Annotated in this window: 17 protein-coding genes; 9 read left to right on the forward strand and 8 right to left on the reverse strand. The window is 41.7% G+C overall.

What is annotated here, in order from left to right; translation table 11 throughout:
* The first annotated feature begins 101 nt into the window (after window positions 1-101).
* From arnB to AACQ81_RS05945, 9 genes are all read left to right on the forward strand, one after another.
* Window positions 102-1,247 (forward strand): UDP-4-amino-4-deoxy-L-arabinose aminotransferase, encoded by a 1,146-nt coding sequence (arnB, locus tag AACQ81_RS05905; RefSeq protein WP_237386580.1) that lies wholly within the window; start codon window positions 102-104, stop codon window positions 1,245-1,247.
* The gene (arnC, locus tag AACQ81_RS05910; protein WP_237386581.1) at window positions 1,248-2,225 is read left to right on the forward strand and encodes an undecaprenyl-phosphate 4-deoxy-4-formamido-L-arabinose transferase; all 978 of its coding nucleotides are present in this window, start codon (window positions 1,248-1,250) and stop codon (window positions 2,223-2,225) included.
* Window positions 2,225-4,249, forward strand: coding sequence for a bifunctional UDP-4-amino-4-deoxy-L-arabinose formyltransferase/UDP-glucuronic acid oxidase ArnA (arnA, locus tag AACQ81_RS05915; protein WP_237386582.1), 2,025 nt, complete (start codon window positions 2,225-2,227; stop codon window positions 4,247-4,249). Before arnC ends, arnA begins: the two co-directional genes overlap by 1 nt.
* Window positions 4,249-5,157 (forward strand): 4-deoxy-4-formamido-L-arabinose-phosphoundecaprenol deformylase, encoded by a 909-nt coding sequence (gene arnD / locus AACQ81_RS05920; protein WP_237386583.1) that lies wholly within the window; start codon window positions 4,249-4,251, stop codon window positions 5,155-5,157. Before arnA ends, arnD begins: the two co-directional genes overlap by 1 nt.
* On the forward strand, window positions 5,151-6,812 hold the full coding sequence (gene arnT / locus AACQ81_RS05925; protein WP_237386584.1) for a lipid IV(A) 4-amino-4-deoxy-L-arabinosyltransferase: 1,662 nt from the start codon (window positions 5,151-5,153) through the stop codon (window positions 6,810-6,812). Before arnD ends, arnT begins: the two co-directional genes overlap by 7 nt.
* On the forward strand, window positions 6,809-7,159 hold the full coding sequence (arnE, locus tag AACQ81_RS05930) for a 4-amino-4-deoxy-L-arabinose-phosphoundecaprenol flippase subunit ArnE (protein ID WP_237386585.1): 351 nt from the start codon (window positions 6,809-6,811) through the stop codon (window positions 7,157-7,159). The genes arnT and arnE overlap by 4 nt, the downstream gene beginning before the upstream one ends.
* Window positions 7,156-7,563 (forward strand): 4-amino-4-deoxy-L-arabinose-phosphoundecaprenol flippase subunit ArnF, encoded by a 408-nt coding sequence (gene arnF, locus AACQ81_RS05935; RefSeq protein WP_237386586.1) that lies wholly within the window; start codon window positions 7,156-7,158, stop codon window positions 7,561-7,563. The genes arnE and arnF overlap by 4 nt, the downstream gene beginning before the upstream one ends.
* 110 nt (window positions 7,564-7,673) lie before the next feature.
* Entirely contained in the window at window positions 7,674-8,159 is a 486-nt protein-coding gene (locus AACQ81_RS05940) for a C40 family peptidase (protein ID WP_237386587.1), read from the forward strand.
* A gap of 74 nt (window positions 8,160-8,233) precedes the next feature.
* Window positions 8,234-9,250 (forward strand): lipoate--protein ligase A, encoded by a 1,017-nt coding sequence (locus tag AACQ81_RS05945; protein ID WP_237386588.1) that lies wholly within the window; start codon window positions 8,234-8,236, stop codon window positions 9,248-9,250.
* Window positions 9,251-9,327: 77 nt separating this feature from the next.
* Here AACQ81_RS05945 and AACQ81_RS05950 read toward each other — a convergent pair whose 3' ends face one another.
* From AACQ81_RS05950 to ppsR, 8 genes are all read right to left on the reverse strand, one after another.
* Window positions 9,328-9,693, reverse strand: a complete 366-nt coding sequence (locus AACQ81_RS05950; protein WP_237386589.1) for a helix-turn-helix domain-containing protein — start codon at window positions 9,691-9,693, stop codon at window positions 9,328-9,330.
* Window positions 9,694-10,352: 659 nt separating this feature from the next.
* Window positions 10,353-11,147, reverse strand: a complete 795-nt coding sequence (locus tag AACQ81_RS05955; RefSeq protein WP_237386590.1) for a heme ABC transporter ATP-binding protein — start codon at window positions 11,145-11,147, stop codon at window positions 10,353-10,355.
* Window positions 11,147-12,148, reverse strand: a complete 1,002-nt coding sequence (locus AACQ81_RS05960) for a FecCD family ABC transporter permease (RefSeq protein WP_237386591.1) — start codon at window positions 12,146-12,148, stop codon at window positions 11,147-11,149. Before AACQ81_RS05960 ends, AACQ81_RS05955 begins: the two co-directional genes overlap by 1 nt.
* The gene (locus AACQ81_RS05965) at window positions 12,145-12,963 is read right to left on the reverse strand and encodes a heme/hemin ABC transporter substrate-binding protein (protein WP_237386592.1); all 819 of its coding nucleotides are present in this window, start codon (window positions 12,961-12,963) and stop codon (window positions 12,145-12,147) included. Before AACQ81_RS05965 ends, AACQ81_RS05960 begins: the two co-directional genes overlap by 4 nt.
* On the reverse strand, window positions 12,960-14,033 hold the full coding sequence (locus AACQ81_RS05970; RefSeq protein ID WP_237386593.1) for a hemin-degrading factor: 1,074 nt from the start codon (window positions 14,031-14,033) through the stop codon (window positions 12,960-12,962). Before AACQ81_RS05970 ends, AACQ81_RS05965 begins: the two co-directional genes overlap by 4 nt.
* A 74-nt stretch (window positions 14,034-14,107) precedes the next feature.
* Window positions 14,108-16,144: a TonB-dependent hemoglobin/transferrin/lactoferrin family receptor gene (locus AACQ81_RS05975; RefSeq protein WP_237386594.1), complete on the reverse strand. Its 2,037-nt coding sequence runs from the start codon at window positions 16,142-16,144 to the stop codon at window positions 14,108-14,110.
* Between the two features lie 475 nt (window positions 16,145-16,619).
* Window positions 16,620-17,666 carry a 3-deoxy-7-phosphoheptulonate synthase gene (locus AACQ81_RS05980; RefSeq protein WP_237386595.1) on the reverse strand — a complete coding sequence of 349 codons (1,047 nt, stop codon included), beginning with the start codon at window positions 17,664-17,666 and terminating at the stop codon, window positions 16,620-16,622.
* A 176-nt stretch (window positions 17,667-17,842) separates the two neighbouring features.
* Window positions 17,843-18,664 (reverse strand): posphoenolpyruvate synthetase regulatory kinase/phosphorylase PpsR, encoded by an 822-nt coding sequence (gene ppsR, locus AACQ81_RS05985; protein ID WP_237386627.1) that lies wholly within the window; start codon window positions 18,662-18,664, stop codon window positions 17,843-17,845.
* Window positions 18,665-18,869 lie beyond the last annotated feature (205 nt).

Here is an 18,869-nt window from a genome sequence, read left to right on the forward strand (position 1 = left end):
TTGGTCATAACTTATCTGTCTGTTGATGTTTTGTTAAACAAGCATCATCTAGGATTGTCCAATTATAAAACAAATTAGACGATACAAGGCATAAAGCGGTTATGGATAATTTTTTGCCATTTTCTCGTCCTGCGATTGGCAGTGAAGAGATAGCAGCTATTGAGAAAGTTTTACATTCTGGTTGGATTACAACAGGCCCGCAGAACCATCAATTAGAGCAAGATTTTTCTCGCATGTTTGGATGCAAACATACGGTTGCTTTATGCTCCGCTACTGCGGGAATACATTTGGTTTTGCTGGCATTAGGTATAGGGCCGGGTGATGAAGTCATTACTCCTTCCCAAACCTGGGTTTCCACTATCAATATGATTTGTCTGCTGGGTGCTGAGCCTGTCATGGTAGATGTTGACCGTGACACATTAATGGTCAGTGCGGATACAATCAAAAAAGCAATTACCCCGAAAACTAAAGCCATTATTCCTGTTCATTATGCGGGGGCACCTTGTGATCTTGATGCCCTGCGTTCTGTTGCCCGAGAAGCGAATATTCCCTTAATTGAAGATGCCGCCCATGCTGTGGGCACGCGTTATAAAAATGAATGGGTGGGAGAGCGGGGTACAGCAATCTTCTCTTTCCATGCGATTAAAAACATGACCTGTGCGGAAGGGGGTATGTTCGTCACTGATGATGACGAACTGGCTCAGCGGATACGTTGTTTAAAATTTCATGGATTAGCTGTCGATGCTTTTGACCGAAAAGTTCAGGGAAGAAAACCTCAGGCAGAAGTTATTGAACCGGGTTTTAAATATAATTTATCCGATATTCATGCAGCGATGGCGGTTGTACAACTAGGTAAACTGGCATTGATGAACGCACGCCGCAGTGAACTTGTAGCTCGTTATTCTGCTGCTCTTATCGATTCATCTTTGCAAATGTTAAGTGTTCCTGAATATGAACATTTGCATGCCCATCATCTTTTTATGGTACGTGTTGACAAAAATATCTGTGGCATTGATCGCGACACTTTCATGGCGCGTCTAAAAGATAAAAATATTGGTACAGGTTTACATTTCAGAGCTGCACATACGCAAAAATATTATCGGGAACGTTATTCACAACTTTCTCTGCCTGTATCTGAGTGGAACTCGTCAACACTCTGTTCATTGCCGCTTTTCCCTGATATGAACAATGATGATGTCGATCGTGTTGTGAATGCGATAATTGAAATCCTTTCGGAGCATAAATAAGTGACATTTGAGAAAATCAAAAAAGTTTCGGTCGTTATTCCTGTTTATAACGAAGAAGAAAGCTTGCCTCAATTATTGGAAAGAACGATTGCCGCATGTCAAAAACTTGAGCAAGAATATGAATTAATCTTGATAGATGACGGTAGTCGTGACAGTTCTGCTGATATTTTGACTCAGGCGGCTGAAATTCCTGAAAATCATGTGATTGCCATTTTGCTTAATCGCAACTATGGGCAACATTCGGCAATTATGGCGGGATTCCATCAGTCTGATGGCGATCTAATTATTACATTGGATGCTGATTTACAAAATCCTCCAGAAGAGATCCCTCGCTTAGTTAAAACGGCAGAAGAGGGATATGACGTTGTCGGAACTCGTCGGGCCAATCGTCAGGATTCTTGGTTCCGTAAAAGTGCCTCCAAAATCATTAATGCGATGATAACCAGGGTGACAGGACGTTCTATGGGAGATTACGGTTGTATGCTGAGAGCCTATCGCCGTCATATTATCCGTGCGATGTTGCAATGTCATGAGCGCAGCACATTTATTCCCATTCTGGCTAACACGTTTGCTCGCAAGACGACAGAGATCGACGTAACCCATGCAGAACGTGAATTTGGGGATTCCAAGTACAGTTTTATGAAACTGATAAACCTCATGTATGATCTTCTTACGTGCTTAACAACCGCACCATTGCGGTTATTAAGTGTAGTAGGAAGCATTATTGCGGTAACTGGTTTTCTGTTGGCGGTACTGTTGATTACCTTGCGCCTTATTTTTGGCTCAATGTGGGCTGCCGAAGGTGTGTTTACTCTGTTTGCTATTCTTTTCATGTTTATTGGTGCGCAGTTCGTCGCAATGGGATTACTCGGTGAATACATTGGCCGGATATATAACGACGTGCGTGCCCGTCCGCGTTATTTTATTCAAAAAGTGGTCGGAGTTAAAAAGGCCAACGACAATCAGGAAGAAAGCTAATGAAAGCAGTTATCTTTGCCTATCATGATATTGGTTGTGTCGGACTTAATGCGCTAGTAAAAGCAGGTTTTAATATTCAGGCTATATTTACACATACAGACGATCCGAATGAGAATCATTTTTTCTCCTCTGTTGCGCATATTGGTGCAGATTTTGGGTTACCTGTATTTGCACCAGAAAATGTGAATCATCCGCTTTGGGTTGAGCGTATTCGGGAAATGAAACCGGATGTCATTTTCTCTTTTTACTACCGCAACATGCTCAGTCAGGAGATTTTATCACTAGCTGAGAAAGGCTCCTTTAATCTGCACGGCTCCTTATTGCCGAAATACCGTGGTCGGGCCCCGGTTAACTGGGCAGTACTCAATGGCGAGACTGAAACAGGGGTAACCCTGCACAAAATGCTGGCGAAACCAGATGCTGGCGACATAGTTGCGCAGAAGGCCGTACAAATTGGAGAAACGGAAACATCGCGGGATGTACATGGAAAAATACGTGAAGCGGCGGCTGAATTATTAGATAACATCCTGCCCCAAATAAAAGTAGGTCATTATCCATCAATTCCACAAAATGAGAGTCATGCTACTTATTTTGGTCGTCGTTCAGCCGAAGATGGTGAAATAGTCTGGCATAAATCAGCCAAAGAAATTAACAACTTGATTAGAGCAGTAACAGAGCCATATCCGGGTGCATTTACATTCTTGGGTGAGCGTAAAATTACAATCTGGCGTTCACGGCCACTTGATCAAGTTCATGACAAACGTCCCGGAACCGTCATTTCTACAGAGCCATTTGTGATTGCTTGTGGTGATGGTGCGTTGGAAATCATTAGCGGACAGAGTGAATCAGGTCTTTATGTCCAAGGAAATCGATTAGCGCTTGAAATGGGCATTGTGGCGGGTGTTCATGTTGGCTCTAAAGCGACAACTCAAGTTAGTCGCCGTAAACGTGTTTTGATTTTGGGTGTTAATGGATTTATTGGTAACCATCTGACTGAACGTCTGCTGGAAGACGGGAACTATGATATTTATGGGATGGATATTGGTTCTTCCGCTATTGAACGATTCATTGGCAATCCGTATTTTCATTTCATTGAAGGTGATGTCAGTATCCACACTGAGTGGATTGAATATCACATCAAGAAATGTGATGTCATTCTTCCTTTGGTGGCAATTGCGACTCCGATTGAGTATACCCGCAACCCATTGCGTGTTTTTGAGCTGGATTTTGAAGAGAACCTGAAAATTGTTCGCTATTGTGTGAAATATAATAAGCGGATTATTTTCCCGTCAACGTCTGAAGTTTATGGCATGTGTGACGACAAAGAATTCGATGAAGATACTTCGCGCCTGATTGTCGGGCCAATTAATAAGCAGCGCTGGATCTACTCTGTTTCTAAGCAATTACTTGATCGGGTTATTTGGGCATACGGCGCAAAAGAAGGTTTAAAATTCACCTTATTCCGCCCATTTAACTGGATGGGACCAAGGTTAGATAACTTGAATTCAGCCCGTATAGGTAGTTCAAGGGCGATAACCCAACTGATTTTGAACTTGGTAGAAGGCTCCCCGATTAAGCTGGTGGATGGTGGAGAACAAAAACGTTGTTTTACGGATATCCACGATGGCATTGAGGCGCTGTTCAGAATCATCGAAAACCGAGATGGTTTATGTGATAGCCAAATTATCAATATTGGTAATCCAAACAATGAAGCCAGTATTCGCCAATTAGCTGAAATGTTGCTGGAGAGCTTTGAAAAACACGAGTTGCGCGGATACTTCCCTCCATTCTCTGGGTTCAAGAAAATTGAAAGCAGTAGTTATTACGGCCAAGGTTATCAGGATGTCGAACACCGTAAACCCAGTATCCAGAACGCAGAACGTCTGTTGGGCTGGCAGCCGGGCATTGATATGAAACAAACTATTGATGAAACACTGGATTTCTTTCTGCGCGGAGCAGTTGAAGAACTAAAAGAGAAAAATCAGGAAGCAATTAGGTATCAGGGAAAATCAGGAAGAAACTGATGAAACAAGTTGGCTTAAGAATTGATGTGGATACTTATCAAGGCACAAAGGAAGGTGTACCACGGTTGCTTGATATTTTGCAGAAGCATCATATCCAAGCCAGCTTTTTCTTCAGTGTTGGGCCAGATAACATGGGGCGCCATTTATGGCGCCTGTTGCGGCCTAAATTTTTTTGGAAAATGTTGAGGTCGAATGCAGCATCCCTTTATGGTCTGGATATTTTACTGGCTGGTACAGCATGGCCGGGGAAGAAAATCGCAAAAGATTTGGGATATTTAATGAAACAAACAATGGATGCGGGTCATGAAGTGGGTTTGCATTCGTGGGATCATCAGGGCTGGCAGGCAAAAGTAGGGCGTTGGTCGGAAGCAGAACTGGCAGAGCAGGTGCAACTAGGGATTGATGCGCTGGAAAAAGCAATAGGACGAGCCGTTACGTGTTCAGCAGTTGCGGGCTGGCGGGCAGATGAACGTGTATTGACCGTCAAACAGCGCTTTGATTTTGATTACAATAGTGATTGCCGTGGGACGCATCCATTCAGACCGCTCTTGCCCGATGGAAATTTGGGTACAGTACAAATCCCAGTCACATTACCTACTTATGATGAAGTTGTTGGAACGCAGGTTAGTGATGCAGATTTCAATAGCTTTATTCTTGAAGCCATCAAACGTGATTGCGGTGTGCCTGTTTACACTATTCATACCGAAGTGGAAGGCATGTCTAAGTCTTCACAGTTTGAATCATTACTGAATATGCTTCATCAGCAAAATATTCAATTTTGTAAATTAAGTCATTTATTACCTGAAAATAGAGATACGCTTCCCGTTGGGAAAATCAAGCGTTCAGGTTTTCCTGGTCGTGAAGGCTGGTTAGGTTGCCAACAAGAGGTTATAACACAGATATGTTGAATACTCGGACGAGTAAGGCTGGAGCCGTTCTGATGGCTCTTTTTTTTATCCTCACTTACCTATTACCACTAGATAGCCGTCTATTATGGCAACCCGATGAAACACGATATGCTGAAATCAGCCGCGAAATGCTACAACGCGGGGACTGGATTGTACCTTATTTTTTAGATATTCGTTATTTTGAAAAACCTGTCGCCGGATATTGGATCAACAATATCAGTCAGTGGGTTTTTGGTCATAACAATTTCGCCGTTCGCTTTGGTTCCGTGTTTAGTATTTTAATCAGTGCATTTCTTCTTTACCGATTGGCAATGATGATGTGGCAATGTCGTCAGACTGCGTTTGTTTCCAGTTTGGTCTATATTTCTATGTTTATTGTGCTTTCGATAGGAACTTACAGTGTTCTTGATCCCATGTTTTCCTTATGGATCACAGCGGGGATTGTAAGTTGCTATTGGGCACTTAAAGCCGGCAGTACCCGAGAGCGGATTTTGGCTTGGTCTGTACTGGGGCTGACTTGTGGTATGGCATTTATGACAAAAGGTTTTTTGGCATTGGCATTGCCCGTGATTGCCATGATACCTGTAACGATATACCAGAAACGTTTCCTGGAAATGATTCGTTTCGGGCCTGTTGCCGTGTTTTTTGCTATTTTGATTAGCCTGCCTTGGGTGATAGCGGTTGCTTTGCGTGAGCCAAATTATTGGCATTATTTCTTTTGGGTAGAGCATATACAGCGTTTTGCTTCTGATAAAGCGCAGCACATTGCCCCCATTTGGTATTACTTGCCGATACTGATTTTAGGTGTGATCCCGTGGTTAGGTTTGTTACCCGGTGCTTTGATCAAAAGCTGGAAAGAGAAAAAAAGTCACCCAGAAATGTTTTTCTTGTTTTGCTGGTTTGTTGTTCCATTTATATTTTTCAGTATTGCAAAAGGAAAATTGCCGACTTACGTTTTACCATTTATAGGCCCGCTGGCCGTAATGATGGGGAAATATAGTGTCGATTGTGTCAAAAATGGCAAGATGAAGGCACTGAAGATAAACGGTCTGGTGAATGTCTTCTTTGGGTTGCTTGCAATTTTAACGCTCTTTGGTATGGGAACATTGGTCAATCCCCCTCTTTACCAGTCCAATGAATGGTTGAAATGGATTATGGGGAGCATTGCTTTTGGATTTTGGGGAATCATTGGCTACCTGTGTTTTGTTCGTGATGGTAAATATTGGTTATGGGCAGCTGCTTGTTCAATTATGCTCAGTTTGTCGATAGGCGGTGTATTACCTGCTAAGACAATTAATTCCAAACTTCCTCAGTCTTTCATTAAACAAAATGAACATGAGCTGGCAGACAGTAAATATATCCTGTCCCAGTCCGTTGGCGTGGGAGCTGCGATTGCATGGGAATTAAAGCGTAGTGATATTTATATGTTCGATCGTCCGGGAGAATTGGAATATGGTCTTTCTTACCCAGACAGCCAGTACCGATATGTGACACAAGAAGAATTTCCTGAGTGGTTAGCAACAGCACGTAGAGAAGGACAGGTATCAATCGTCTTGCTGTTATCGTCAAAAGGTAAACTTCCTGAATTACCGACACCAGATATTATGCGCAGTAATCATCGTTTTGTACTCGTCATTTATAAGAAACAGCCATGAGCAGCAATATGGCGCTATTAATTTTGGTGAGTCTGCTGACTTGTGCGGGGCAGTTATGCCAAAAACAGGCAGTTGTTTGTTGGCAGAAAAAAGATACCCCCTATAAAGGGGTATCTGTGGCGATATGGTTATCTGGTGCTATTCTTCTGTTGGGAATAGGAATGATATTCTGGTTGCGGTTATTGCAATTTTTGCCGCTCAGTATCGCATATCCCATGTTAAGTATTAATTTTGTCATTGTGACTTTGATTGGGCAATTTATATATCGGGAAAAAGTAGGGCTGAAACACTGGATCGGTGTTTTTGCGATAATGTTGGGGATTTTGTTGATGAGTCTGGGGCAATGAAAGGTTATCTTTGGGCTGTGGCAAGCGTCTTATTGATCACTATCGCTCAATTGCTATTGAAATGGGGAGTTGCACGCCTGCCTGAGCTTTCATTGTCGGTACATTGGCTGGATATCGGCTGGCTTTGGAAAAACCATAATCCTTTGCTGATGATCATGGCAGGGTTGGCGGGTTATGCATTATCTATGCTATGTTGGTTTTTTACCTTGAAATATCTGCCATTGAACAAAGCATATCCAGTTATTAGCTTGAGTTATGCACTTGTTTATATAATGGCCGCCTTACTTCCCTGGTTCAATGAAACTGTCTCATTATTAAAGACAGCAGGTATTATCTTTATTTTACTGGGAGTCTGGTTAATCAGCCGACCCGAAAAAAATAATCTCACTGATCGCCATTTATAGCGTAATAGGCAATATCGTACGATATGAAAGGGAAATCGAGAGAGACTTGTTTTTTTATCTCGTGCCAGATAAAGTTTGCGTGTTTCTATATGGTCACTGGGGGAAAATAGATGATAATAAGAGCTAGTTATTTATGTCTATTATTCAGTTTTTTCCTTATTGGCTGTAGCAATCCTATTTCCAAATCCAACTTGCCTCCGTTGAAAGCTGCCCTTTCTGACCCGATAATGGTTATCACCCAGTTAAAAGATCAACTTGATCAATGGCATGGCACTCCATATCGTTATGGTGGAATTAATAGGCATGGTATTGATTGTTCCGGTTTTGTCTATCGCACTTTTTATGATCGTTTCAATATCCGGCTTCCACGCACAACTCATGAGCAAACCAAATTAGGTACAAAGATTAGCAAAGTTGATCTGATGCCGGGAGATCTGGTATTTTTCAAGACCGGTAGTGGCGAGAGTGGGCTACATGTAGGTATCTATGATACTAACAATGAATTTATCCATGCATCCACCAGCAAAGGTGTAATACGTTCCTCCCTTGACAATGTGTATTGGCGTCGGGTTTCTTGGCAAGCCCGCCGGATGTAATCTCCGCCTTCCTGCCACTATTCCTGAGTACTTTATGTTATCTTAAGGCACTGTTTTCTTTGCCGGAGTTAAGTATGTCTACATTACGTTTGCTGATGTCAGATTCTCATGATCCTTGGTTTAATCTTGCTGTTGAAGAGTGTATTTTTCGCCAGATGCCACCAAATCAGCGAGTTCTGTTTTTATGGCGCAATGCTAATACTGTTGTAGTTGGGCGTGCGCAGAATCCATGGAAAGAATGTAACACCCGGCGAATGGAGCAGGATGGCGTAAAACTGGCTCGGCGCAGCAGTGGTGGAGGGGCGGTTTTTCATGATTTAGGGAATACTTGCTTCACCTTTATGGCAGGTAAACCTGAATATAATAAAACAGTCTCTACTCAGATCATTCTGGAAGGGTTAAGAAAATCGGGAATTCATGCAACGGCTTCTGGTCGCAATGATTTGGTACTTCCTTCTCCTGAAGGAGAACGTAAGATCTCAGGCTCGGCGTATAAAGAAACTAAAGATCGTGGATTTCACCACGGAACCTTGCTGATTAATGCGGACTTGAACCGCCTTGCTGATTATCTCAAGCCTGATCTTAAAAAGTTACAAGCAAAAGGCATCACTTCTGTTCGTTCCAGAGTCACGAATTTATCTGAATTACTGCCTGATCTCACTCATGAGTCTGTTTGTCAGGGCATAATAGACGCATTTTTTGAATATTTTGCTGAAACAGCTGAAGCGGAAATAATTTCACCACAGGTTTTGCCTGATTTACCTGGTTTTAGTGATATTTATACTAAACAAAGTAGCTGGGAATGGAATTTTGGTCAGGCACCTGCATTTAGCCATACATTGGATACACGATTTGGTTGGGGTGGAATTGAATTACATATTGATGTTGAGCAGGGGGCAATCAGCCGTTGTCAAATGTTTACCGACAGTTTGGAACCTGCTCCGTTTGAGTTATTGGCTGAGAAATTGATTGGAGTGTTGTATCAGTCAGAAGCGGTTGGAAATATCATTCAGCAGCTCAGTGAACAATACCCCCCTTTGGCTGTAGAATTACAGCAAGTCTATAAGTGGATTATCCGCGAATTGAAGTGACTTAAGATTTGACAAAGTATAAAAAATGGTCAACTAAAGGGAGGTTGACCATAAAGGGCGGTACTTATTATAAATATTTATTCTTCACATTGTAGGAACGTTTTGAATTCAGGTAGGTGCCCATTCTCTCTGAATTTAGCCGGAGTAGTATTAAAATGCTTTTTAAAGATGCGGGTAAATGTTGCTTGAGAACTAAAACCATATTGCAGGGCAATATCAAGAATCGGTAAATTATCCTCCCGCAAAGACTTGGCTGCTTCATGGAGGCGACGTCGCCGTACATATTGACCTAGTGTACAGCCTTTCAACTCCTTAAAAATTCGCTGTAGATGCCATTTGGAATAACCACTTTTATGAGCAATAGCATCTATTTTGATACCTTCTGTCCGTTGAAGTTGGCTTTCTAGCCATCTGACAATATCGTTGATAACACTTTCTAACATATCTACCTCCCACATGGGTGGGTTTTTTGCTGAAAAGATACCGATATACAAATAATAAATGGCGTTATTGTGTGGGACATTTTAAGAATTTCTTATTTATCGTATACGCAAAATGTGCTGTTTTGTTGTCGGTGTTACTCACCCCAGTTACTGTCGAGGATTAACTTCCTTGCCGTCGTGCCGTACTTCGGAATCTATTGGGTATAAATATCCATTTGATATTTCGTCATATGAATTTATACCTGTCGTCTTTCAAGTTGCCGCTTTGTTGGCTGCGCTCACTCACCCCGGTCACATAGTTATCTATGCTCCAGGGGATTCGCTCCTTGCCGTCGCGCTGCATCTTTAAATCCAATGGGTATATCAATGGCATGGAAAATATAAAAATATCGGCCAGTAATATAGAATCCGTCGCCACACACTTATGTTCAGATATTGTTTTTTATTTTTACATGAGTGTGTTTGTTTTTTTGCTGACTGTTTTACATTTTTTTAAATGAATATTTGTCAGTTTGATGACCGGAATTTTACGCTTGTAACTATTATTAATCTGGTTGTTTTTTCTGCATTTGAAGTAATGTAGTTAAAATTGAGGCAAATTTTGCATTCATCAACAAAATTTGCCTCAATTTTAAGAGTAAAGGAGATAAGTGATATTTTTATTGCCTGAGATAAATCTGTGGTTGGTGGGTTTCAGGATGTTGAGTCACACCTAAATCGGCTTGATACCATTGTTTGAGAATATCATCGCACAGCACATCTTTTGGGATACCGGATGCGACTAGTTTCCCTTTGTGTAACAGGAAAATTTTGTCGGCATAAAGTGCTGCCAGATTTAAATCGTGCAGTACACAGCAGACGGCAAGAGGAGTTTGGCGTGTCAGGCGATGAACCAGCCGTAATGTATGTTGCTGATGATAAAGATCCAGTGCGGAGGTAGGCTCATCTAAAAACAGACACGATTCAGTTGGTTCTGGATGCCAGAGTTGAGCCAAAACTCTTGCCAGTTGCACTCGTTGTTGCTCCCCTCCAGATAGCTGCTGATAATTCCTATTTCGCAACTCTTCGCATTCTGTCAATGTAATGGCTTCATTAATAGCGATTTTCTTGTGAGTATTTTCATGGGGGACACGCCCCATTGCAATGACTTCTTCCACACTAAAGGAGAAAGAAAGAGAGCTATATTGCCTCATTACGGCACGAGTACGAGCTAATTGCTTCATCGGCCACTGAGAAATAGGAATGCCTTTTAATAAGCATTTTCCTGAATTAGGGGGAATAAAACCTGTTAAAAGCCGTAACAGAGTAGATTTTCCTGCTCCATTCGGGCCAATAATGGCAACAACTTCTCCTTGACGAATGGAAAGTGAAACGTCTTTGATTATTTGACGCTGCCCGATGAAATAATTTAAATTTTGCGCTTCAAGCAAATCATCTGACATGAGCGGCTCCATTATAAACGGCCTCCTGATGACTTAAGAATAAGCCATAAAAAATAGGGGGCACCGATCAAACCGGTGATAAGCCCTACTGGCATTTCAGCAGGAGAGACTAATGTTCTGGCCAGTGTATCCGCTGTTAATAAAAGACATGCACCGCCAAGAGCGGACATTGGCAGCAACCAAGTATGATCGCCACCAAACCGGAGCCTGACAAGGTGAGGAATAACCAACCCGATAAAACCAATAATGCCTGTTAAAGCAACTGCACACCCAATCAATAAGGCACTTAACAACAATAATTGATATTTAGTGCGCTGGACATTCAGACCCAAATAGTGCGCTTCCTCATCACCCAGTTGTAGCAAATTGAGTTTGCGTGACTGGCTGAATGTCAGGATACAAATGGGAATAATGAGTGATGCAGCAATAGCCAGCGTTGGCCATTCAATTTGGCTCAGTGAACCCATCATCCAAATGGTAAACTGACGCAACTGCTGATCATTACTGATATAACTCAATACACCAATAAATGACCCGCACAATGCGTTAATGGCAATACCAGCAAGCAATAGTTTTGACAGGTTACCGTGACTATATTTATTAAGTGAAAATATCAGAAGTGAAACCAATAAACTGCCAACAAAGGCTGCAATAATGTGGCTATATAATGCAATACTGGCAGATAAGGTAAAAGGAAAAACGATAGCCATGGCGACCATCAGTGCTGATCCACTGCTGATCCCCAATAATCCGGGGTCGGCCAAAGGATTGCGGAACAACCCTTGCATTACAGCACCTGATACAGCAAGTGCGCATCCAACGATGATCGCCAATAGAATTCTTGGTAACCGAATATTTAGCCAAATCTGCCATTGTGGGTCATCCAAAGAGGATTCCCACAAAGTTTTAAAGGAAAGTGGCAATGCCCCCATATTGGCGGAGCTAATTGCTAATAAAAATAACAATAAACTCAGTATCATTAAGCCGATAGTGGGGGATTGAGAACGACTCATTGAATCTTCTCCGCTGCTTCACGGACTTGTTTCATAACAGCAGGAGTTTGTAAACCAAATCCGAGCAATCCCATTTCATCAACAACAATAATCTGTTTTTTCTTGCCGGCGGGTGTGAAGTTTAACCCAGGAAGTTGCCAAACTTTTTCCAGACCACCCAAAGTTTTCAGTCCTTCGGTGCTGATCAACAATAAATCGGGTTTACTGGCGATAACGCCTTCTTGAGATAAAGGTCGGTATCCCTGAAAACCTTGCATGGCATTTTTCGCACCAATGGCATGGATCATCTTATCCGCAGCAGTCTGTTGACCTGCTGCCATAGGCTTGGCACCGCCATGACTCATGATAAAAATTACTTTGGCGGGAATCTCTGACGTGGTGATATCAGCCAATTGTTGACGATACTGGGCAACAAGTTCTTCACCACGTTTTTCCTGATTGACCGCCTTAGCGACGGTCATGATTTTTTTAGGAACGGCTTCTAACGAGGTTTCGCTGGTCACTTTAATAACTTTTACACCGGAATCTTCGATTTGCTTTAGTGTCAGAGAAGGTTGAGCCGATTCACTTGCAATCACCAGTGATGGGCGCATGGCTAAAATACCTTCTGAATTAAGCATTCTCATGTATCCTACATCGGGTAGTGAGAGTAATTCTCTGGGATTTAGACTGGTACTATCCCTCGCAACAACATGCTGTCCTTCGCCAAGTGCAAAAACAATTTCAGACACATCGCCACCAACTGTCACAATACGTTCAGCAGAGAACGCATTGCAAGAGATGGCAAGCATAAATGTTAGAAGCCACTTTTTCATGCTATGCAAGTTTCCTGTTCTGGTTGCAATTTAGACAGAGCGGCAATTTGCTCACGCCATTGAGTCTGCTCAGGAGTACCTTCGGTGCGCTGACCGTATAATTGCGCGATTTGGTTACCATTCGCATCAAACAATTCCAGACTGGTAACAAAACCATCATCGGTTGGTTTGCGGGTGACCCAGCTTTCCGCGATAGCACTTTCAATCAGATGCAGAGTGAAATTGCGGTTGAAAATGTTGAGCCATTTCTGAGCAGAATCTTCTTCCTGATAAGGCATCAAACGTTCCAGCTGACCAGTAAAAATCTGGACACAACCACGGTTTCCGACAAAGACCATGATTTCGTTCTGATCTTTATGCGCTATTTCAAAAAGTTGAGATAATGCTGAATTGTCTACACGATATGCCAAATCATCTTTTACTGCATTGAAAATTTGCTGACGATTCAAGTTATGGCGCTTCATCATAATGAAGAATTGATGAACGTCAGTCATGGCACGCCATTCTTCATCTAACTGTACTTTCAATTGTTCAGTGATTTCTGTGTGTTCAGGCGCTTCTTCTGGCTGGATCTCCAATGCTGGATTTTCACTGGTCTGATATTTTTCGATCAGTGCGTCCCATACCGCCATATCTGTATTTTTAGTGGTATAAACTTTATGCAATGCATCACCTTGGCGGTCAAAAAATTGGATACTGTGACGCATACCATTCTTAGCTGGTTCAACCAAAGAGAAAACACTGTTCCAGTGTTCGAAGAATAAGCGCAGATCAAGCTCACGTGGGTTGAGGATCAAACCAACATGTTGGCTGAATTTGGTATTTTCGTAACGACCAATATGTTCATGAACGGCAAAATCATTACGAGTAATCGCCTTGGTTTCTCCAACAGTAGCCAGTTCTTGAAGCAGGGTAGGAGCATCAATACTTAGACGTTTTGCATCGATACCGACGCGGCTATGCAATAGCTCTCCTTCGCTGACATTCAGGTAAGTAGCCAGATCACGCGCATATTTAGCTTTGTTATCTTCTTTGGCTTGTTGGTAACGTTCATAAAGTGACTGATTCACAGTTGTTAGCTCCTTAAAAAACCGAGTTTGAAAATAAATATCGTTTTAGAATTAATAGTATGTTCCGTGGCTACTTACCACTGATAGCTGACGAGCAACTTGGCATTACGACCACTTCGTGGTGCACCCTGCGATGAGTAATATTCTTTATCAAAAGCATTAGCCAGTACAGCAGAGGTGGTTAACCCTTTGAATATTCCATCACCGTTATAACTGATATAAAAATCATTGACTCCATAACCTGCGTATTGTGAAATTTTCTGGCCGTATTCATCTTTATTCGTGCCATATATGCCATTGAATTGGGTATGTCGGGTGAACTTGCTAATCCATCCAATGGAGAAACCTGTTCTGGATAATGGAATATCTAATGTGCTGGTTAGGGTATCTGGACTTAAAGCACCTATAGATGCACCAGTTTCTTCATTTTTGCCTGTTGTACGATTGTAAGCAAGATCCCAAGTAAACCAGTCAGAATCATATGTCATAGAAACATCCCAGCCCCAAATTTTAGATTTTGGAATGTTAATTGATTGTGTGAAATTTCTTCCTATGATGAATGTAATATAATCTTTTGCTTTAGTGTCAAAATAGCTGGCCTTGAATTTCAGACCATCATTATTAACAAACACATCATCGAAACGTAATCCGAAGCCATATTCTTGTGTCGCATTACTCTCAGGACGTAGGTTTGGATTAGGTATCCAGTAGTTTCCAGGATAATGTCTGGAATCAGAATACATTTCGCCCATGCTTGGGGCACGGAATGCCTGGGAATAGGAAGCAAATAGCATTGACCAATCTGTTGGAGTAATGCTGACAGCCCCTTTTGATGACCATTTATCAGCGCTGATATCGTCATATTTGCTATTTGAAGCCTTGTAATTGTCATAACGAGTACCCGCAATAAATGAAACGGGTAAATCACGCAGCGTCATTTCATCTTGGAACCAGCCAGAGACAAAATGCATATCGGCATCCGGGAAACCTTCTACAAGATGACTGCTTGGTTTTTGCTTTTGCTTATAAGTTTCACCACCATAAGTAAGCTGATGCGCAGCAAAAGCCGTGTTTGCCAAATGTGAGTGGTTTTCAAATTTTATACCGTAAGTCTCTTGTTTACGGCCTTCAAATCCTTTGTCCTCACTCTTATTATTAATATTGATATCGGAATAATAGATATCCGCTTTTGCATTCAGCCATTTGTATTCCAAAGGATTTAATTGATAGGTTAGTTGAGCATCACGCTGGGCGGTGGTGCGATCTGTCCGTTGAGCATTATTTGTATATGTAGGATTTTGAGGGTTTTTAGGCTCATGTGCTTCATTACTGTAATAACGCAAATTGCCACTCAGTGTTTGGTTGTCATCTATCTTCCAAGAGCCTTTTGCCAGCATGTTGCCGATGGTTTCATCATTGCGGCCTTTTAAGCCGTTACTGTAGCGGATATTGCCTACATCGCGGGTGCCAAATGCAAACACACCATCAAATTGTTCTGTTTTACCAAATGCAGAGCCACCAAATCCTAGACTGTGATCACCGCTTCCTGCGCGGCTAAAGACGCGAAAACCACTGTTTTTACCTTCTTCTAATAAGTCAGCAGCATCTACTGTCTGATAGGCAATTACACCTCCCAGAGCACCGCTGCCATAGAGTAGGGCTGATGGACCACGGACCACTTCAACCTGCTTAATCAGAGCAGGATCAAGGAATATCCCCCCAATATGTCCGGTATCGGTTCCTTGGCGGACACCATCTACAAGGGTTAAAACGCCTTTTTGGGAGTAACCCCTCATATTGATGTTTTGCCCATTGGCACGATCAGTGCCGGCAATGTCAATTCCGGGGATTTTGCTGATTAAATCATTCGCATTACCTGCAACTTTACTGCTGGCTGAATTGTTCTCAATGACTGTAACCATCATGGGTGCCTCAAAACTGTCACGTACATTACCGGTGGCATAAACAGTTAAAGTGTCTTTAGATGATTTGTCTTTTTTAGAAAGCGTTGCTTCAGAATGCATCGTTTCAGCATTAGCAGATGATAAACTCGCTAAGATGACTACGCTTAATGTAGACAATTTCAGACTTGGCGATTTAATTATGATCATGCAGGTCAATCTCCATGCTTAAATAGCATTTTTATGAACACAAAGAGCTAATCACCTCGCTGATATTCAGTAGGTGAATTTGCTAAAATTTTTATTATGTCAGAATAAATTTGGTGGATTTGGTTGAATATAGCGAAAAAATCTGTTTTGAAAGTCAACTTTCACCACATACGATTTTTCCAATAGTTGCTGACTATCTATACAACTGCCTTTTACAGCATTGCAGGGTAGTTCAGGAAGGAAATGCTGTTGTAGAAAATTAGTGTAGCCGAGTCGATAATTCGTTAATTTATCCATACCAAATCTGAACAGTAATTATTCTAATATTGAGAATAATTATCGTTTCAATAATGGCTAACTTCAAGTTATTTTTTTCTGTACCTAAAATTAAGTATTAATCCTTTGATTTTATATGACTTATTTGAATTTTCGACTGGCTCCGACAATCGATTAGGAGCCAGAATAAAGAAAGGATTCAGGAACGATTTTCAACAGCATCAGCAAGAATGTTGATAAATTGTTCTGTATCCTGCCAGCCAAGGCATGGATCAGTAATAGATTGCCCGTAGGTTAAGGGTTCTCCCTGAGTGACTTTTTGTGCACCTTCTGTCAAAAAGCTTTCAGCCATAACACCCGCAATGGATGTTGAGCCAGATTGAATTTGTTCACTAATATTTCTTGCGATATCCAACTGACGACGATGAATTTTTTGGCAGTTAGCATGACTGCAATCCACAATTAAATGCTCAGGTAGATGAAATTCGCGTAATTTTTGGCAGGTTGTTGCAATATCCTCAGCGCCGTAATTCGGTTTTTTCCCGCCGCGCATAATAATGTGCCCATAGGGGTTTCCGTTGGTTTGATAAATAGTCATCTGACCGTTTTTATCCGGGGAGAGAAACATATGCTTGGCTCGGGCAGCACGTATTGCATCAATGGCGATAAGTGTATTGCCATCAGTCCCATTTTTAAACCCGACAGGACAGGACAGGGCTGAGGCCATTTCCCGGTGAATCTGGCTTTCTGTCGTTCTGGCACCAATGGCACCCCAGCTAATTAAATCAGCAATATATTGGCCTGTGACCATATCCAGAAATTCTGTAGCAGTGGGCACACCTAGATCATTGATATCAATTAATAACTTACGGGCAAGCGAAATACCTTTATTGACCTGACAAGATCCGTCTAACATGGGATCTGAAATCAGACCTTTCCAGCCAATAACTGTTCTTGGTTTCTCGAAATAGGTTCGCATGACAATTTCCAGACTGTGCTGGTATTTTTCGCGCAGTGTATGCAGGCGGGAAGCATAATCAATGGCTGCATCAACATCATGAATGGAGCAAGGGCCGATAATGATTAATAATCGGCTATCATCGCCTGTCAGGATTGATTCGATTCGTTTTCGTGACAATGTCACATTTTGCAGGGTCTTTTCTGATATAGGATATTGCTCGGCAAGCTCTTTAGGTGTTATCAGGCTATCAATGCGGTGGGTTCTTAACTCATCTGTTTTGTACATATACTTTCTCGAATTCTACTTCACATTGAAACATTGTCTGGGATGACTGAGATCACAATAACTCAACCTCCAGCAAATTTAACAGACAATAATGATATTTGCGCGAGAAAGTGTCGTGAACAAATAGTGTCGTGAACAAATAGTGTCAACCACTCAGTTATTTTAGTTTTTGGAAATCAGAACATCCGGCGTTTCAGCCCAATACAGTCAATAATTTTGGCTGAAATTTCTTCGACAGAATAATTGGTGGTATTTAAATAATTAATCTTATTTTTACGAAATAGAGCCTCAACTTCAGCAATTTCAATCCGACATTGTCTTAATGAAGCATAACGGCTGTTTTCGAGCCGTTCTTCCCGAATGGCAGCAAGTCTTTCCGGGCTGATCGTCAGGCCGAATAATTTATGCTGAAAGGGCATTAAGGCTGCGGGTAATCGGATATTGTCCATGTCATCAGCGGTGAAAGGATAATTTGCGGCCTGAATACCAAATTGCATTGCAAGGTAAAGGCTTGTTGGTGTTTTCCCACAACGGGATACCCCAAGGATAATGACTTGAGCTTGATCAAGATTGCGTAGTGAAATGCCATCATCATGAGCAAGAGCATAATCAATGGCAGCGATGCGGGCATCATATTGGCTCAGATTTTTTTTGGATAAACCGTGAGTCCGGTGTAATTCTGGTTTTGGCTCCAAACCGATTTCTTGTTGTAATGGTGAGACCAACGTTTGGACAATATCCTGACAGAAACCATCACTCTGAATAATAATACTTTTGACTTCATTTGAAATAATGGAATAAAAAACTAATGGCCTGATATGAGTTTGTTGGTATATCGCGTTTATTTGCTCCCTAATTTCTTCTGCTCTAGCTTTGCTGGCCACAAAAGGCAGGGTATAGGAGGTAATGGCAATAGGAAATTGGGACAATACGGCATGACCCAATACTTCCGCTGTGATTGCTGTGCCGTCAGAAATAAAAAATACACTACGTTCCAAAATTTCATTTTTAGCTGTTTGGGATGGGGAAAATTCTGTCATTATCTTCTTCTTTATATTATTAAATTGGTTATGCGTAATCTCATTTTGAGTTGTTAGCTGAATCGTTTTTATTTAAAACTATCAGAGCAACCTGGGTTTCCAATTATACGTGTAAAAAAATAATATTGTTGGGTTGATCGATTCACCTTTCCATATCTGACAA

This window comes from Xenorhabdus sp. Sc-CR9 (genome assembly GCF_963897815.1).
In the GTDB taxonomy this organism is placed as follows: domain Bacteria; phylum Pseudomonadota; class Gammaproteobacteria; order Enterobacterales; family Enterobacteriaceae; genus Xenorhabdus.